At 48.7% G+C, this 18,778-nt stretch carries 15 protein-coding genes; all 15 read right to left on the reverse strand.

Annotated elements, in window-relative coordinates; translation table 11 throughout:
• Nucleotides 1–25: 25 nt before the first annotated feature.
• The 15 genes from AAA952_RS04240 to gorA all read right to left on the reverse strand — a co-directional run bounded on the left by AAA952_RS04240 (nt 26) and on the right by gorA (nt 18,742).
• Nucleotides 26–352, reverse strand: coding sequence for a DUF3325 domain-containing protein (locus AAA952_RS04240; protein WP_338254698.1), 327 nt, complete (start codon nt 350–352; stop codon nt 26–28).
• The gene (locus AAA952_RS04245; RefSeq protein WP_338254700.1) at nt 349–1,938 is read right to left on the reverse strand and encodes a PepSY-associated TM helix domain-containing protein; all 1,590 of its coding nucleotides are present in this window, start codon (nt 1,936–1,938) and stop codon (nt 349–351) included. The genes AAA952_RS04240 and AAA952_RS04245 overlap by 4 nt, the downstream gene beginning before the upstream one ends.
• The gene (locus AAA952_RS04250; protein WP_338254701.1) at nt 1,935–2,303 is read right to left on the reverse strand and encodes a hypothetical protein; all 369 of its coding nucleotides are present in this window, start codon (nt 2,301–2,303) and stop codon (nt 1,935–1,937) included. The genes AAA952_RS04245 and AAA952_RS04250 overlap by 4 nt, the downstream gene beginning before the upstream one ends.
• Nucleotides 2,296–5,463, reverse strand: a complete 3,168-nt coding sequence (locus AAA952_RS04255) for an efflux RND transporter permease subunit (protein WP_338254703.1) — start codon at nt 5,461–5,463, stop codon at nt 2,296–2,298. Before AAA952_RS04255 ends, AAA952_RS04250 begins: the two co-directional genes overlap by 8 nt.
• Nucleotides 5,464–5,467: 4 nt before the next feature.
• Nucleotides 5,468–6,517, reverse strand: coding sequence for an efflux RND transporter periplasmic adaptor subunit (locus tag AAA952_RS04260; protein ID WP_338254705.1), 1,050 nt, complete (start codon nt 6,515–6,517; stop codon nt 5,468–5,470).
• A 27-nt stretch (nt 6,518–6,544) separates the two neighbouring features.
• The gene (locus AAA952_RS04265; protein ID WP_105250717.1) at nt 6,545–7,186 is read right to left on the reverse strand and encodes a nickel transporter; all 642 of its coding nucleotides are present in this window, start codon (nt 7,184–7,186) and stop codon (nt 6,545–6,547) included.
• A 39-nt stretch (nt 7,187–7,225) separates the two neighbouring features.
• Nucleotides 7,226–9,412: a TonB-dependent siderophore receptor gene (locus AAA952_RS04270; RefSeq protein WP_338254709.1), complete on the reverse strand. Its 2,187-nt coding sequence runs from the start codon at nt 9,410–9,412 to the stop codon at nt 7,226–7,228.
• 402 nt (nt 9,413–9,814) lie between these two features.
• Nucleotides 9,815–11,062: a glutamate-5-semialdehyde dehydrogenase gene (locus tag AAA952_RS04275; protein ID WP_263203591.1), complete on the reverse strand. Its 1,248-nt coding sequence runs from the start codon at nt 11,060–11,062 to the stop codon at nt 9,815–9,817.
• Between the two features lie 48 nt (nt 11,063–11,110).
• Nucleotides 11,111–12,211 (reverse strand): glutamate 5-kinase, encoded by a 1,101-nt coding sequence (proB, locus tag AAA952_RS04280; protein ID WP_105250714.1) that lies wholly within the window; start codon nt 12,209–12,211, stop codon nt 11,111–11,113.
• Nucleotides 12,212–12,222: 11 nt separating this feature from the next.
• On the reverse strand, nt 12,223–13,719 hold the full coding sequence (gene putP, locus AAA952_RS04285; RefSeq protein WP_168826179.1) for a sodium/proline symporter PutP: 1,497 nt from the start codon (nt 13,717–13,719) through the stop codon (nt 12,223–12,225).
• Between the two features lie 3 nt (nt 13,720–13,722).
• Entirely contained in the window at nt 13,723–13,899 is a 177-nt protein-coding gene (locus AAA952_RS04290) for a hypothetical protein (RefSeq protein ID WP_168826181.1), read from the reverse strand.
• Nucleotides 13,900–14,062: 163 nt separating this feature from the next.
• Nucleotides 14,063–16,129 carry an FUSC family protein gene (locus AAA952_RS04295; protein ID WP_338254717.1) on the reverse strand — a complete coding sequence of 689 codons (2,067 nt, stop codon included), beginning with the start codon at nt 16,127–16,129 and terminating at the stop codon, nt 14,063–14,065.
• A 5-nt stretch (nt 16,130–16,134) separates the two neighbouring features.
• The gene (locus AAA952_RS04300; protein WP_263208493.1) at nt 16,135–16,998 is read right to left on the reverse strand and encodes an efflux RND transporter periplasmic adaptor subunit; all 864 of its coding nucleotides are present in this window, start codon (nt 16,996–16,998) and stop codon (nt 16,135–16,137) included.
• A 6-nt stretch (nt 16,999–17,004) separates the two neighbouring features.
• On the reverse strand, nt 17,005–17,205 hold the full coding sequence (locus AAA952_RS04305; protein ID WP_263208491.1) for a DUF1656 domain-containing protein: 201 nt from the start codon (nt 17,203–17,205) through the stop codon (nt 17,005–17,007).
• 181 nt (nt 17,206–17,386) lie between these two features.
• On the reverse strand, nt 17,387–18,742 hold the full coding sequence (gorA, locus tag AAA952_RS04310) for a glutathione-disulfide reductase (protein ID WP_219254393.1): 1,356 nt from the start codon (nt 18,740–18,742) through the stop codon (nt 17,387–17,389).
• Nucleotides 18,743–18,778 lie beyond the last annotated feature (36 nt).

Below are 18,778 nucleotides of genomic sequence, written 5' to 3' on the forward strand. Positions count from 1 at the left end.
GCTCATAATCGATTTCATTCGGTATTTAATACAACAAACCGAGCAAACACACTACGGTGCTGGCGGGTAATATGGGCTGTAACCAGCGTGGTTTGTAACTGAGTAAAATCACTAGGATTATCGAACTTAAACACACCCAGCCGAGCAGTAATACGCTGGCGTACGCTGGGCCGTAATGACGACTGGCAAGCCAATAGCACAGGACGAGCGTTGCAGTACCAGCGGTGCGAAATCCGCGTGCCTGTGCATCGGTTAACGGGCGGTTACGCACGGCGCGGTGGTGGCTAAAATAAGATAAGGCCAACAGCACCATGGCGATAAAACAGGTTAACAATTCGACTGTGGCTATCATGATTCAACTCCTAATTCTGCCGTCGCTTTGGTTACCCGTGTAGCCAGCACTTTTTTAGGGCTACGCAAGCGTTTGGCTGCCATGTAAAACAGCGCTGCAAGTGCGATCATCATGAGATCAAATCCTGCGAGAACATAGGCTTGGCGCTGTAGATTGCTTATCAGCTGATACTGCGAAGTCATGGCGTTGAGCAGGGGTAGCAGGCCATAAAGCAAGGATGTGAGTAAAAAGAGTCGTTGCCATGTTTGTTTATCTCGTTTGAAACAAGCGAGCAGTGCGACTAACGCCCAACTGATAAAGAAACAATGGATTTCCCAGTTCTCTCTATCCGCAAAGGTGACGGGTAAGAGTCGATTGGCATAAAAATAACAGGCTAGCGCAATGGGCAGGCCAGCAAAGGTGGCGAGATTCAACATGTTCACTAGCGTGAGCCCGCTATGATTCTTATCTTTTTTAAGCTGCTTTTGTGCCAGTTTATCGGCCCACATAATTGCGCCGCTGGCGATCATCACGCAGCCTGTTAATCCCGCCAGTAAATACAGTAAACGTAGGCCTTGGCCTGCAAAGCGACCACTGTGCAGGGCTATCATGACACTTTGGGTTTGATTCGCTCCCGAAGTCACAGCCGACTGCGCCAACACAGCACCTGTCACAGTAGACAAGTGATACCAAGGCGCTTGCTGATTTAAGCTGTGCTCAGGGGCGATTTTGACTGTTACGCTGGCATTGCTGTCGTTGAGATTATCAAACTGCAAGCCTTCAAGTGGCGACTCACCCACGACACTGTGAATCGCACTGAGTAAACTCTGACTATCGAGCATAGTGGCTGGTGTGCTAGTGGCGGCGGGAGTTTGGTAAATGGGTTTCCATTGCGAATAAAAGGCTTGAGTTTCATCACCATATTGCGTGTTAAGTCCCCATGGCATATACATAAACATCAAAGTCACTAGGCCGGTGTAAGTGATCATAAGATGAAAGGGCAATGCGAGAACTGAGCTGGCGACATGGGCATCTAACCAAGAGCGCGGGCCTTTTCCGGGGCGAAAACTAAAGAAATCCTTAAAAATACGTTTGTGGATCACTATCCCGCTGATGATGGCGACCAGCATGAACATAGTGCAAAAGCCGACAATCCAACGCGCCGTGAGCACACTCATGTAGTACAAGTCGAAATGTAGTCGATAGAGAAAGTCGCCCCCTCGGCTTTCCCGTGCTTTAGGTAAGGCTTCACCTGTCGCAGGGTTAATAAAGCCTTGATGATAATCACCAAATCGCTGGCCTTCAGCGGCGGGATCGCTCCATGCATAGGTCAGTAATGGCACCCGTTGTGTGGGTAAGTAAATCCACCATGACTCAGCGTCAGGCGCTTGTTGTGCCAAGGACGTGAGGCCCTTGAGTATCAATTGTTGATTATCCGCATTGGCATCATATTGGCTGCCGTGATTTTCGGGTTGCATCCACAGGTTGATTTCAGCACGGTAATAGGCCGCTGTTCCGGCGAAAAAAACCAGAAACAACACCCAGCAGGTGAGCAATCCAACCCAAGTGTGTAGCCAAGTCATTGAACGAAAAAAGGAGTCTTTCATAATCCACTCCCTTGAACACTTGTAACATCAAACGCTTTAGCGGCGAGGTAAGCTAAATACAGCAGACCGCTGAGCGCGAATAAATCCAGCCAGTATCGCCATGTTGATTTAACGCTGAACACCCAAATCACGGCGCAGGTGTACACAGTAAATGACAGCATCATGGCGGTTAACACTCGATCAACCTGAGATAACGGCAGGATTTGCGCGAATAAAATAGTCGCTACTGCACTTAACAAATAGCCGCCAAAGGTTGCTGCGAGGCAGCGATTGCCTATGTGCAGGCTATCGCGCCAAATAGTGGAGTTTTTCCAACGCGTTAGCCTTTGTATTAACGGCTGAGTCATGGCGATTTTCTCAATCATGATGGCGTGCCACTTTGGCTGAATTTGTCTTGTGGGTGCGGGATAGCACAGAGATTAACAGGGCGGGTAAAAAGGTTAAGCTGAGTAGCGTTGCCACGATAAGACCTGCCAATACCACTATGCCAACGCCGCGGTAGAGTTCGCTGCCAGCACCGGGGAATAACACCAGCGGCAATAAGCCAAACAAGGTCGTCGCGGTAGACATTAGAATCGGTCGTAATCGACTGGCGACGGCAGATTTTACGGCTTCAACGACACCAAACTGACCCGATTGCAGGTTTTTACGGCTCTGTTCCACGATCAAAATCGGGTTGTTAACGACAGTGCCGAGTAGGATTAGAAATCCAAGCATAGTAATCATATCAAAGGGTTGGTGCCAACCTTGGCCGCCAAGATACGTAAATAAGCTGCCAGTATAATTAAGCGCTTGTAAGCCGACTAAACCGCCCGCAAGTCCGAGCGGGATAGTGATCAGCACAAATAACGGATAACCCCAGTGATTAAAAATCGCGACTAATAACAAGTAGATGATCAACACGGCGACCAGAAAATTGCTGGAGAGTGCCGCTTTCGTCGCTTCGAGCTGATCGGCTGCGCCCGAAATGTCTAAACTGACATCTTTGCCGACCGCACCCTGTTGATAGAGGATGGGGACTAATTCTTCCCGCACCTTAGCCACAGCGGTTTCTAACGCAATGGAACGCGGCGGAATAATGTAAAGGGTCACGGTTCTGCGGCCATCGACGCGGCGTAAACTGTCGCTATCCATTTGCTCGCTAATGTCGGCCAAGGCTTGCAGTGGCAGTACATTACCCTTAGGCGTGACTATCGGCGCGAGTGCCAATTGCGACAGACTCTGTTGATTGCCTGCCAGACTAAATAGAAAGATATCCACCTTGTTATCATTGAGGAAAAACTCGTCGACATAGGCGCCATCGCTCAGTGCTGAAACCGCATAGCCAAACTCGCTGCCGCTAAAATCTTGTTCTACAAGACGTTGCCAGCGAGGGGAAATCTGCCAAAGTGGTTGGTCTAGCGACAAGGTCGATGGGTCAGAATACAGCTGAGGTTCGGCAAATACTTTTTCCGCCGCTTGATACGCCGCTTCTGCAGCACGATAGAGGCTGGCTTGATTCGGGCCAGAAATATCCAAGGCGACAGCGCGGGTGCCACCATCGTTGCTGGAAATTATGGAACCCCGCGATGAATAGGCGCGCATGCCAGGATATTGCTCAAATAAGGCGGTGAGTGAGCTCATCATGGCATCCATATCTTGGCTGCGAACGGGCTCGCTCATCACCCAAATACTGCCGACACCCACGCTGAGGGTATAGTATTTTAGCGGCGGGATCTTTTGCTCACCACGTTCAAAGGATGCCGCCTCGGCATTGACTCTCGCGGATAGCTGAGTCGTTAATTCTTCAGCAATTTTAGCCATTTCCGATAGGTTGTAACCCGGCGGCGCGACCATAGAAGTAAAGGCTTTTGGTTCTTCGCCTTCGGGTAAATATTCGGCCGGAGGCATCAGCCAAGCCGCAAGCCCGATCGTCGAGACGAGTGACAGCACAATCACAAAGGCGCGGCGTCTTGCCGACAGTACAAGTTGGCTGACTAAGCTCAATATGCGTGATGCTTTGGGCGGCTCACTTTGGTTTGTCTGCGCCGAGTGCATCTTACCGAAACCAAAACGGGCAATAGCGGCGGGTACGATGAACACCGCGACCAGCATAGAAGCGATAATGGATGAAGCGATGGCAATCGCGATATCCGAGTACAGTTGCCCCGCTTCTTGTTTGATAAATAGAATGGGTACAAACACTAGCACTGTGGTGAGCGTCGAGGCTAATACTGCGGGCCAGACATCGTAGATGCCACTGATGGCTGCTTCGAGACGATCTAATCCGCGTCTGCGCGCTTGTTCAATACTTTCGAGCACCACAATGCTGTTATCGACCGTCATGCCTATGGCAAAGGCAACACCCGCCAGCGAAATGACATTAATGGTGCGATCAAACACCAGCAGCCCGACGAAGGCGGCTAAGGTACATAGCGGAATACCGATAACACCAATCAGGGTGGCTCGATTCGAGCGCAAGAAGAGATACATCACTAAGGTTGCCAGTAAGGCTCCTAGGCCTAAATTGACCCACACATTTGCAACCGAATCTTGCACATAGCGCACATCATCACTGAATAACTCTAACTGCATGGCGTGCTGGGCGAGTTGATTTTGATTGATCTGCGCTATCACGGGCATCATGGCATCTTTGATGGCGATAACGTTAGAACCGACATCCCGTTTGACCGCTAAGCTGAGGGTGCGTTCTTGTTCGGCAAAGGATAGTTCTCGGATCTCGGCGTGGTCGAGTTTTATCTCGGCAACGTCTTGCAGCAGAATATTCGTATTACCTTGGCGTTTTAAAATCAGTTGCTTAAGTTGATTTAAATCCTCAAAACGGCCAATTACCCGCAGTAAATAACGTTTTTTACCACTGTCGATATCGCCCGCAGAAGTGTCCTTGTTGCGATCTCGAATGGCTTGGCGCACGTCCATAATGCTGATGCCACGTTGGGCGAGTTTGGCGGGATCGAGCCGTATTTGAATTTGCCGTTCAGCGCCGCCTTGAATAGTGACGGAGGAAACGCCTTTGACGCGCTCCATTTGTGGGCGAATAAAGTCGTTAGCGAAATCGCGCATCATGTCTATGTCTAGATTCAGCGGGTTCCCTGCGACAGGCACGAGACGAAAATACATGAAAGCGTTGTCTGAATATGAACTGCTGTAAAGCCGTGGTTGGTCGACGTTTTCTGGATAAGACGATACTTGGCTGAGCGCATTGCTAACACGAATAAGCGCATCGCTTATCTCAGTGCTTTGGGGAAATTCGAGTTCTATCCATGCCGAACCCGTATCAGCCCAAGATGTCATGCGTTGTAAGTTGGGCAGGGTGCGCAGGTAGCGTTCCTGCTCAAGTAGAATTTCTTTTTCGACGTCTTGCGGTGTTGCCCCCGGCCAACCTGTGGCCACGCTGATGGTGCGCACATCTAAGTCGGGGATCATTTGGATTGGGATACGCAGTGCGGCAGCTGTGCCCAACACGCAAAATATCAAGACGATGACCGACAGTAAGGTGCCATGTTTAATTCCAAACTTCAGCATCCCACTAACCTCCTACTGCAGAGTTGAGTACAGAGACTGGCTGTTGGTCTTGTAGGCTCTCGTTACCGCGGATCACCACGGGCGCGTCTTTGGGTAATGGGCTAAGGATTTCAATCCCGATGGCGCTCGTGTGGCCCACTTGAACGGTATGCCGTTGGGCTATGTTGTTTTGCACGGTAAAGACACTGAACTGGCCGTCCGGGTGACGGACTAGCGCATCTTGCGGCACGACAACACTGTGTTGCGCCCGCTGTAAGTGGAAGGTCGCGGTAGCTGATGTGCCGGGCATCAAAAGTCCACTCGCATCAGGAATGGTTAAGCGCACCAAGAAGCTGCGAGCATTGTGATCGCTCACGGGGACGAGTGCATTCACATGGCCTATAAACTGCTGTTCAGGCATCATATCTGCGGCAATATCGACTTGAGTTGCAGTGGCTATATTTTGGAACATTTCCTGTGGGACTTGAATATCGAGCCAGAGCTGTTCTTGGGATACTAAGGTGAAGATTTCAGTGCCGACATTGACCCATTCACCGGTTTCAGTTTGTTTGCTTGAAATCACTCCCGCAAACGGCGCGATCAGTTGGTGGCGGGCGACCACCTCTTTTTGGTGTGCTAATGCCGCCGTTAAACTCTGCAGATTAGCTTCGGTTTCTGTTAACGCCGCTTGACGAATCGCGCGCTCAGTTTCGGGGAATAATTGCTGAGAACTGAGTGTTTGCGCTTCGGTGAGGAGTCGCTGCTTTTCTGCCAGCATGGTCTTAGCGGCCATTACATCGGCCTGACGCTGTGCTAATTGGTGTATGGCTAAGGTGTCATCGAGTGCGAGCAAAGGCTGGCCAGCGGTAACGTTAGAGCCCGCATCGACCAGTACTTTGGCGACTAGGCCATCGGTACGTGCAGATAAGCGGGCTACCCGTGCGGATTTAATGGAGCCACTGAGTGGCAAAAGTTCATTGGTACTGCCTGTTTGGGGCAAGGCGACTGTTACAGGTGCTGTGCTTGCGTGGACTGCAGAACACAGCATGTATAAACCTATCATTAAATAACGCACGTTAACTCCATCTCACTATTAAGATTATTACTGAGTGATAAAACTCGTGGTGGTGATGTGTAAAACGCTATCAACCTCGTTGCCTGCGAGTGTTTGTTTACCTTCTGTAGTGTGATTACTGACGAGTAAGTAGCGGCCCGCATCTGGGGTATCGAGGGCGAATTTACCTTGGGCATCGGTGGTGAAAGATTTACTCCAAAAACCGGGGCGATAAACTTGTACTGGATGATTCACCAGTGGTGCGCCTTTATAGCTAAGCACAAACTCGGGAACGCCTGACTTTACTGGCGTAAATTCAAAATCTTGCAGCGCTTTTGTGTGTTCTTGTCCCGTGCGGGCATAGAGTATTGCGGCCTGCAATCCGGTCTCAGTTTTCCATGGTTGCCACGCGGTATCGGCATAGAAACTTATGTCACTCTTGCTATCTTGGGTTTTGACCAGTAGATGATCGGCCTGCGCTGTGGCGGTTAACGGTGTCTTGGCATTGGCGGCGAAAATACGCGCCGCGCTTAACGATGCTAACTCTTCTGCCGAAGCCTGCTCTGAACCCGGTTCGCCAAATTGCACTTTAACCGAACCATCGTTATTACGCTCAAGCCATACTTCATGTGCTTGAGCCGAAAAAGCGATACCGCCGAGTAAAGTGAGTATTACAAGTGCTTGTTTCATCAGATCATCCTTAATGTTATTTCGGGTTAGGGCTATGTTTTAGAGCGTCCAACGTAGTGACAGTGTGGCATTACGTGGCTCGCCAAAGTCGGCGTAACCCCAGAGTGAACGGTTGTAGTTATTGTCGAAAATATTGTTAATGTTCAATTGCATAGAAATAGAAGGTGTGATTTGGTAGCCAAACATTAAGTCAACGAGTGAGTAGGCGGATTGTGTTTGGCGGTAAGCCACATTCGGCGCGCCATCGACACCCCAAATAGTGCCTTGATAGAAGGTGCTGCTCTGCCAGCGCCAGCTCGCACCTGCAGTAATGCCCGGCAGAATATCTTCAAAGTTATATTTAGTGGTGAGTTTGAAGATATCTTCGGGCAGATAAGTTTGACGACGTAGGCCATCTTTATCTTCTGCATTGTTGTGGGTATAACCACCGCTGATATCCCATAAGTCGGTAAGACGTCCGGCAATTTCTAACTCATAGCCTTTGGTGGTAATCCCATCCACACTTTCGTAGATAGAGTCACCGGAAGGTAGCTGACCTTTACCTGCATACTCGGGTTCGTTGTCTTTATTGGTTTCGTAGATGGCGGCTGACATGTTTAGCGTGTCATCGAACAGCGCGACCTTGACGCCGCCTTCGACGTTTGTGCCTTCTGCAGGTTCGAGCAGTTGGCCATCTTCACCAAAATAGGTGCCAGGTTTGAAGATTTCAGTACGGCTAGCGTAGACAGCGATCTGCTCGGTCACATCGTAGACTAGGCCGTAGTAGGGGATGAAAATACCGGTTTTTTCCATGGTCGCATCTGTGCTGTTACCCACGAGATCATGCTTTTCATAGGACCAGTTACTTACGCGTCCACCGACCATTAATTTTAGTGAATCCAATACATTGACACGGACAGTGCCGTAAACACCCGATTGGCTTTGCTCATTGGTTTGGCCATTGGTGGGTGAATTAGGCAGATTAGGCTTGGGATAATGGCCTTGATCCGCCACGTTATAGCGACGTTGGCGTGCGGAGTTTGTGTTGATGTTATCAAACTCGTTGTCACCATAGTTAAAACCGATCACCGCACTATGTTCACGGCCGAGTAAGTCGAAGTTACCCGTGGCGTACAGGTTGAAGCTGTTGGTATCGGATTCGCGATCATGCTGGGCGGCATAGGTATCGCCCCAAGGGCCAACAAATTCGCCGGTTGATTTGACAATATAATCGCCAGGGTAAAAGGCCAATGCGTCTATGGTGGCGTTGGCAATACGATAGGCACTGACGAGTGACCAGTCGTTATCGAATCTATGTTTAAATTCGGCCATGAGACTCTTTTGGGTCACATCCCAATGGGTCCAGTCCTGTGAGCTGGAATAGCTGCGGCCAAAATCGACAGCTGTGCCATCGGTATAAAATGCGGGATTAGAGTTCCAGTTATACACGCCGTCGGTTTGCGATTTTTGATAGTCCGCAAACAGTGATAGGCTAGTATCTATGCCGAGACTCGTTTCAACTACGCCATAAAGCACAGTGGTATCGCGCTGATAGCGGTCGATAAATGAATCGCCTTTCTTCACCGCACTCACGAATCGACCTTTCACATTGCCAGAATCCGTTAGCCAGCCAGAAACATCGGCCTCAAGTCTATAGGTATTCCATGAGCCATAACTTGCACTTGCCGTGGCACGGGTGTCATCCGTTGGACGTTTACGAATAAAATTAACCGTGGCAGAAGGTTCACCTAAACCACTTAAAATCCCTGCCGCACCTTTTAATACTTCAACCCGTTCGGCAATCACAGGGTCTAAACCTTGATCAATTGAGCCGCTGTAAACATGGGATGAAGAGGTTGTGATTAAGCCGTCAATTTGAACACCGCTGTCTAGTGCATAACCGCGCACGAATATCTGACTATTTTCAGAGGCATCGCCCACCATAGTCACGCCAGGAGTGTGATTTAACACTGACTCCATAGTGACCAAACCTTTGTCGCTAATCATCTCTTCGGTAATCAAAGTGACGCTTTGTGGGGTTTCTTTGAGTGACATAGACAAACCCGTGGCGCTATTCATTGCCGCGCGGGTGTATGTTCCTACCACGTTCAATCTTTCTATCTGTTCTGTATCTTTTTTCTCATCTTGCTTAGGGTCAGTATTGGCTTGAACCGTCAGAGTAAGTGTGCTGAGAAGTACAGGGATCAATGGCGAGCGCCAAGACGTTAAAACAGATAGGGGAGGCATGGTATTTCAATCCTTTCAGGCGATTTCAGATTAAATAATGATTGGTGATCCTGAGTGCAAACAAAGTGTTTAGGTGCAAATGAGAATCGATCGCATGATAGGTTTGTTTAAAATAAATGCAATATGCTCAATGTGTAAATTGTTTAAGCTGGGTTGTAACTTATTGGCGAATAGCTTGTCAGCGAGCTGTGATAAGTCATCGCAGTGGGATCTGAGGTTTTAGCGCATGCCTTACTATAACTCGGTTTCAGGGCATTGACTGGGAACTCAGGCTGTTGTGGATAGGGTCAATTTAGCCAACAAAAAGGCCACAGTCGTTACTGACTGTGGCCTTTAATCTTTACAATTGAATCGAAATCCAACGGACTTGTTAAGCCTAAAAGTGTGATTTACAGCTTAGGTTTACGCCCGCACTTGGCCTGTGCCTGAGACTAAATACTTCTCAGCGGTCAAGGATTCGAGTCCCATTGGGCCATAGGCATGTAGCTTAGAGGTCGCGATGCCGATTTCTGCTCCAAGGCCGAGTTCGCTGCCGTCGGAGAAGCGCGAAGAGGCATTGACCATTACCACAGAAGCATCGACCGCACGTTGGAAGTGTGCGGCTGTGACTTCGTTTTCGGTGCAAATCACTTCGGTGTGCTGGCTACCAAAACGGGCAATATGTTGGATAGCATGGTCAAAGTGATCGACTTGGCGAATGGCAATTTCGAGATCTAAATACTCTTGGCCGAAATTGTCTTCTTCCATATACGTACAGTTTTCGAAGTAGCCACCGGATTGAGTACAAGCGTTGATTTTAACCTTATGCTCGGCCAGCGCTTTGGCTACCTTAGGCAAAAATTGCGAGGCAATTTCTTGGTGCACTAATAGAGCTTCGAGGGCATTACATACGCCAGTGCGCTGGGTTTTACCGTTGAGCAGTAAGTCCATAGCAATATCCAGATCGGCATCTTTATCGACGTATAAATGACACACGCCTTTAAAATGCTGGATCACTGGGATTTTACTGTTGTCAGTCACAAAGTTAATCAAGCCTTCGCCGCCGCGGGGAATGATCACATCGATATAATCTCGTTGCTGCAGCAGTTCTAGCATGAGGGCGCGATCTGGGTCTGGCACCACTGTGATTAACGCCTCGGGCAAGCCGTATTGTTTCAATACACTTTGCAAAATGGTGGCGATAATTTTGCTGGTGTGCAGCGCCTCTTTACCACCGCGCAAAATCACGGCATTACCGGATTTAAAGCACAGGGCACCCGCATCGGCGGTGACATTGGGGCGCGCTTCATAAATCATACAAACCACGCCCAATGGCACGCGCATCTTACTGATGGATAAACCATTAGGTCGTTGACCTATATGACGTTCGTTGCCAATCGGATCGGGCAAGGCGGCGATGATTTCAATGCCTACCGCCATAGCTTCGATACGCTCTGGCGTTAGCGTTAATCGGTCGAGCATGGCTGGGCCGACGTTATCGGCGGTCGCTCTGTGTAAGTCGATTAAATTTGCGCTTTGGATTTCATAGGACTTTTCGCGTAATGAGCGTGCCATATCGAGGAGTACAGTATTTTTAAGCTGTTCGTCAACTTGGGCGAGGATCAGAGCCGCTTTGGCAGCTTCTTGAGATAAGTTTTTGATTAAAGTCATATTTACTCCGCTTAGATGTTTACTCGCTTAGTTTTATTCGGCTGATGCTTATTCGAGAATGGCGATGTTTTTCTCGGAAATGATCGGTCCAGTCTTTTGCTGAAATTCACTGGCAAACTCGCGATCGTCTTGGTCCGTAATAAAGCTAAGTAAACAGCTGCTGTAATTGGATTTGGCCTTGGCCAATTTAGTGCCATCGTCTTTGCGTACTAAAATGGTGTCACCGACAGAAAAGTCCCCATTGATGGCAACGACATCGTCACTGGTCAATTGCTCGCTATGGATATCAAGGGCGATATTAAAGTCATTTTCAACAATGACTTCGCCTTGAGCCTGCGAGGTATGTGTCATCCAGTGCAAGTGATCCTGCATTGGCTTCTCATCGGGGGTAAATAAGGTTCCTGGGTTTTGGCCCTTCAACAATTGGTTGAATGAGTCGGCATCAAAACCATTAATAATAAAGGTTTCGATCCCGTGGGAAATCGCCTTCTTGGCGGCTTGTATCTTAGTCCGCATTCCCCCCGTACCGACGGCACTGCTGGCGCCGCCTGCCATGGCGTAGATCTCGGCATTAATCTCGGTCACCTGCTTGATAAGCTGTGCATCGGGATATTCATGGGGGTTTTGCGTGTAAAGCCCATTCACATCAGAACAGATAATCAGGGTATCGGCATCGGCCGCCGCGGCGACCATGGCCGAGAGATTATCGTTATCGCCAACTTTGAGCTTGTCGGCGGTGACGGCATCGTTCTCGTTGATGATAGGCAATAGCCCATGTTCGAGTAGGCTGAAAATCGTGTCTTTAATACTGATGTAACGATCTCGATTGCGTAAATCACCGTGGGTTAACAGTAGCTGTGCGGTTGGGAAATCGAATAACTTGTTCCATGTGGCCATCATATCGGCCTGACCCGCTGCAGCCATGGCTTTCTTCACTGTGACGCTCGGTTTATCAACCTCGCCAAAGTGATGCCATCCTGCAGCGACTGAGCCCGAAGAGACCAAGACAACTTGGATCCCTTGGGCACGACAATAAGTAATAAATTGGGCAATGCCGAGTAAGTAGTGGCTGCTGCAACCTTGTTTGTGTGGAGCAATCAGGGCACTACCTACCTTAACGACAATGCGTTTCCAGGGTAAGTCAGTCATACCTGCGCGCCTCATCTGTCTTCGGCTAAAACACGGCCAGCCTTATGGAATAATTTAGTGGTTTTGGCACAAGGATCAGTATCGAGTAACGAGACTATCCAAATCACCACACTGCTCACGGCAAAGCCGGGGATCATCTCATACACCACTGTGGTTAAAGCTTTACCGTCAGCAAGTACAGGTGCATAAATCCAAAACAACACTGTAGCTGCGCCTGACACTATGCCGGCAATCGCGGCTTTGTGGGTTAGGTTAGCTTTATACAAGCTAAACAAGACTAACGGACCGAAGGCTGCACCGAATCCTGCCCATGCATTACTCACCAGTGATAGCACACTGCTAGAGCGGTCAAGCGCCAGTAGACTTGCGACAATTGCCACGCCTGCTACGCCAAAACGTCCCATTTTCACCATGTCTTTTTCGCTAGATTCTTTCTTCGAAATAACGCGATAGATATCTTCCGTTAGCGAGCTTGATGACACTAATAGTTGCGATGAAATGGTGCTCATGATCGCGGCCAGAATTGCGGCTAATAAGAAGCCACTAATGATCGGATGGAACAACAACTCAGAAAACACGATAAAGATGGTTTCAGGATCGGTCAGCTTCATGCCAAATTTATTGGCGTAAGCGATACCGACAAGACCTGTTGCCAGTGCACCCACAATGGTCACTGTCATCCAGCCCATACCTATGTGTCTGGCGGTTTTAATGTCAGCGACTGAACGAATTGCCATAAAGCGGACAATAATATGCGGTTGGCCAAAGTAACCGAGTCCCCAAGATAAGCTTGAGATAAGCCCTAACATAGTGACGTTTTGCATGGCATCGGTGAAGTGTGGAATCGATTGATACGCAAAGTTCAGCATAGTGTCAGCGCTGGTAAACTCTTGATATGCCACCACAGGCACTAAGATTAAAGCGACAAACATGATACAGCCTTGGACAAAGTCAGTGAGGCTCACTGCTAAGAATCCGCCCAACAAGGTATAAGAAACCACTACGCCGAGGGTGACGACTAAACCTATGTCGTAGTTCAGGCCGAATGCTGACTCAAATAACTTACCGCCAGCCACTAAACCCGCTGAGGTATACAAGGTAAAGAAGATCACAATGATCACGGCCGAGATAATTCGGATACTGCTGTTGGCATTGCCGAAGCGTTTAGCAAAAAACTCCGGGATAGTGAGGGCGTTATCCGCGACTTCGGTATAGACCCTTAATTTGGGTGCAACGACCAAGTAATTAATTAGAGCACCAATTAATAGTCCAAGTGCGATGTAAATGGTTTCGAAACCAACCAAAAACATTGCGCCGGGAAGACCCATTAGCATCCAGCCACTCATGTCAGATGCACCCGCTGAGAGTGCGGTGACCTGTGGGCTCACCTTGCGGCCGCCCAAAATATAGCCGGATACATCGCTGGTGGATTTTTTATAGGCGAATAAGCCAATAGCAAGCATGGCGATAAAGTAAATCGCTAAGGAAACGTAAGCCAGGTAATTCATGGGTTATTTGTCTCCTAACGCTTTGTTATTTTGAATAATACTCGGTTTCAAAATGACAAAGAGATAGGTGCTTAATATTGCGCATAAACACATAAACTGCATGGTTTCCTTGGCGTGTAATCGGGTAAAGCTTGCTACTTGCGAGATAAGATTTTCCTCTGGTGGGTTCTCCGTAGACATAATTGCTCCTTGGTTGATAATTGAATTTATATCACCAATATAGTTAGTGATCTAATTATATTAAGGCATTTTATCGGCCAAATATCAAGCTTCTATTGGATTTAAATGGTTGTGGCGGCGGTACGAGAGTAGCTTTTGGGGCGGAAAATAGTTTGAGAACTGACTATTTTGCTGAGGTGTTTTTCTGCTCGGCGATACTGTGGGCAGTGCGTTCGAAGGTTAATGTGATGCGTTCAAACATCCCAGTAATCAGAGTGAATTGTTCGTGGGGTAACGGGCATTGCGCCATCGCTTGTAATAAGGCTTCGCTGCTGGTGTTAAACTCTTCTGCGACTTGGCCGTGGGCGCAGGCGATAAATGCCTGACCTAAATTGTGTTGCCAGAGGTTGAGTGCATTTTCTAAGTCTGAGTGCGTATCTGAAATCCCCTGCAACATGCGCCGCATTCGAATCGACACATGGCCTAGATTAAGTGCAGTGAACACCAGATCGGTAAATACCCTCGAACTCTTGCCCGAGCCTTTTTCGTAACTGGCTATCCGCAGCAGTCGATCGCCCATGCGGGCGTTAAACCAAGGCTCAGGATCGCTATGCTGCGAGATATGCACCAGATCTTTTTGGATAGATTGCAGCAGACGATATTGCATCAGCCGCTGGCTAGGTTCGGTAATCAATTTAAATAACCAATACAGCACAGTGACGCCAACAAAAATCGCTAAGGCATTGCTGACGGTGTTTTCTATCGCAAATGAAATGGTATTACTGGGCTGTACTAATACCGCAAACGGCACGCAAATCCCGAGACCATAGGGCAAGGTCGGTCGATTCGCTAAGGCGAGTAGCCCAATAAAAAAGGGGCCTGCGAGCACTAAAATGAGGATTTCGAAATCGCCGCTACTCTCTGCCAGCAAAGGTAAAGCGTAAAACACTGTGAGGGGTACAGCGATAGTGATACCGACAAGAATACGGCGCAAAATCGTGGTTAGCATCGGCAGTGGCTGGCGCGCCATCATGATGGAAAAAACCACTGGCATCAGGATCATCATGAGTACCGCGCTCGACCCTGTGCCGATCCACAGCGAAGCACCAATGACAAATACCGCCATGCTGCGTAGACCGGTCGTAAACCCTATCAGTGGATCTCGGTGAAATTCCATTGGCGGCGCGTTGAGTTGTACCGCAGAATTGCTTGTCAGTACGTTATAACTCTTGAGCACCATGATCAGATCGGCGCTTAACTCCATCGCAACTTTGAGTAAGCGAGTCTCTAATGGGGTTCGGTCGCGGTATTGCATCAGGTTTTGTTGGAGTTGATACCTTAAAGTACGCGCCATTTTGTAGCATTCTTGGTCATCAGTGGATTGCGCCATCAGGGTAAAACTGCTGCGCATATTGGCTAAGGTTTTCGCGAGCGGTTCACTGACCAGATGGGAATGATTACGTTGTAGTCGGCCAAATATTTGGATTGCCGCCAACAGCGAAAGGGTTTTATTGCAGAGAAAGTTCGCCGCATGGCTCTGCCCGCGACCTTCGGGACCTTCATAAATCACCGCGCTGGAGTCGTCACTCAGCGCCGATACTGATTCCATAATAGTGTCGATATGTTCATGGCGGCTCGCATGTACGCCCTGTAAATCTAGTTCTAATGCAAGATAGTTAAGCGTTTGATTAATTGTGTTTTTAGCATGCAGTTGCAGGCCATGTTTTACCTTGGTCGGCCACAGTAGCGAACTGACCAAGACGGCACAAATTGCGCCGACGATAATTTCGCTGATCCTCGCCTGCGCCACATCGAATATTTTTGCACTATCGGCTGTGCCTGGGCTCGCCATCACAATGAGCACTATCAAGCAGGCTGTCATGCCCGCCATAGCAAAGGCATAGACAAAGTTTTGCTGGCGCACCATGGCCGACAACCCAGAATTTAACCCTATCCAGCAGGCGAGTAATCCTAAGGCGAGTTCGGGATAGGGTGTAAACCCGTTGAGTATGGCAATCCCTGCAAGTGCGCCGACTAAGGTGCCGCCAATTTGGCATAAGCCCTTTTCGATCACGAGGCCGCTTTCAGGGCGGATTTGCAGAAATACCGCCGACACCAGCGCCCAATATGGCCGTTCTAGATTTAAGAACATGGCCACATATAAGGCGAGCGCCATCGAAATCACGCCTTTAATCGCGAAAATGAGGGTTCGTCGGTCAGGAAAAAATAAACTCTTAAGTAACAGCGTCATAATGACTATTTGTCAGTCTGTAGCTGGATGGAAACTGTCATGCCGACGCTCAGCTCTATGTCCTTAGGAATGCTGTCTAGCTGGATATCGACCGGAATACGTTGTGACAATCTCACCCAATTAAAGGTTTGGCCGATTTGCGGCAATAACTGCCCATTAGTGGTGACATTGGTATTGGCAATCGCCTTACCTATGCTGACCACTTTGCCGTGCAAGAAATGGCCGCCACTCATTAGGCTGACATCGGCGTTTTGACCTATGTGAACCAAGGGGATTTTGGTTTCTTCAAAATAGCCTGTGATATAGAGAGAGTCTTGTTTGACCAGCGAAAATACTGAGTTGCCTTTGCTGACATAGTTGCCATTACGCAGGCTTAAATTGATCAGGGTGCCATTTTCGGGAGCGTGAATTTGCGTCCGCGCTAAGTCAATTTTGGCGGTATTTAATTGTGCCTGTGCGAGTTCATAACTGGTTCTTGCCAGTTCGGTATTGATAAAGGCTTCGTCGAAGGTTTCTTTGCTGACTAAGTTGGCGTTGGTCAAACCGATACGGCGTTTGTATTTATGTTTTGCCAGTTCCCATGCCAATTTTTGGCTTTCTGCTTTGGCATTCAATTCGGCAATGGTGGCTTTGTAGCGGGTATCGTCCACTGTGAACAATACATCACCTTTATTAACGACTTGATTGTCTTTTACATTCAGTTGGTTTACCCAACCTGATACATCTGGCGCTATGGTAATGATTTCGGCGCGAACTCGGCCGTCGCGGGTCCAAGGAGAATAAAGGTAGTGCGACCATATCCAATGTCCGGCGATACCTGCAACCGCGACCACAATGAGGGTGAGGCTGATACGAAAGATTTTTCCCATGAACAATCAACTCCCAAGCAAGTAAATGACCAAAGCCAGATAGCAGATAAACAGCCCAACTTCGAACCAAGCTGCGCGCCACAGCTTGTGATAGAGCCCAGTTTGATAGAGTACCAAGCGAGTGATGCAGGAAAGCAGAAAAGCTAAGGGGATAAAGATAATTAATGGACTAAATAACAAACCATCGAACGCGAGTTCTTTAAGCATTACGCTATTCATCCCGATGACAGTAGCGCAGCGATAACCGCGCTAGGTGTTTAAAATGCAAAGTACTCAGTCGAGATTATAGGAAAGTCGCGTGAGAGTTAATGGTTTTATGTTATCTGTGATCAATTAGGGCCAGCATTAGCTGGCCCTAAATATGATGAAATCAAAGCGAAAATCGCTTCTACCTCATAGTAACAAACTCTTCCGCGCCCGTTGGGTGGATAGCCACCACAGCATCGAAATCGGCCTTAGTCGCGCCCATTTTCATGGCGACGCCGAAACCTTGAAGGATTTCGTCCATACCAAAACCAATACCATGAATACCGACGACTTTTTCGTCCTTGCCAGCGCAGACTAGCTTCATCTTACAGGCTTGGCGATGGGCCGTAACGGCTGTGTACATGGAGGTAAACGTCGAGGTATACACTTTGACGTTATCGTCGCCGTATTGAGTACGGGCCTCAGGTTCGGTCAAGCCCATAGTGCCGATAGGTGGATGGCTGAATACAACTGTTGGGATCAGGCTGTAATCCATTTTGGCATCTGTCATACCGTTAAATAAACGCTCGGACAACAAACGGCCCGCTTTAACCGCAACAGGGGTGAGCTCTACGCCGCCCGCCATAATGTCGCCGACACAGTAAATCCCTTTGTGAGTTGTATTTTGCTGCTCATCAGTGATGACATAGCCTTTGCTATCTAATTGCACTTCGGTATTTTCTAGGCCGATATTGCCTGTTGCAGGTGAGCGGCCAATTGCCCAAATCAAGCAATCGACTGTAATGCTTTCACCGTTTTCTAAGTTTAATGTCAGGCTGTCATCGGCATTTTTAACCACGGCTTTTGGTACGCTATGGGTGTGTAATGTCGGGCCTTCGGTTGCCATCGCATCGACGAGAGCATCGACTAATATAGGGTCAAAGTTACGCAGCGGCGCATGTTTACGCACTAATAAGTGAGTTTCACTGCCCAGAGCGTGTAACACGCCAGCGACTTCAACAGCGATATAACCCGCGCCAACAACGGCAACGCGCTTAGGTTGCTCGCGTAGGGCGAAGAAACCATCGGAGTCGATACCGTATTGCGCGCCAGGAATGTTCGGAATCGTCGGTGCGCCGCCAGTGGCGATGAGGATGTGATCGGCGGTGTAATGTTCGCCGTCCACTTCGATGGTGTTGCCATCCACAAAACGGCCGTAGCCATTTAACAGCGTCACTTTATTGTTGGCAAAACCACGGCCATAGGCATCGTGAATGCGACCAATGTAGGCTTCGCGGTTTTCGACCAAAGTATTCCAATCGAATTTATTAACAGTGACGTCGAAACCATAATCTTTGGCGTAAAGGTTCATCGCTTCGGCAACATGGGCGCCATACCACATGACTTTTTTGGGCACACAACCTACGTTTACACAGGTGCCACCCACGTGTTTGGCTTCGATGAGTAGAACCTTAGCACCACGCATTGCCGCTCGGTTTGCTGAGGCGATACCGCCGCTGCCTGCGCCTAGGCAGATATAGTCAAAATGTTGAGCCATGAGTTTCTCCGTCTTACTTCAAGGATGAGATGCTTT

Origin of the sequence: Shewanella sp. M-Br, assembly GCF_036245925.1 — a bacterium.
In the GTDB taxonomy this organism is placed as follows: domain Bacteria; phylum Pseudomonadota; class Gammaproteobacteria; order Enterobacterales; family Shewanellaceae; genus Shewanella; species Shewanella oncorhynchi.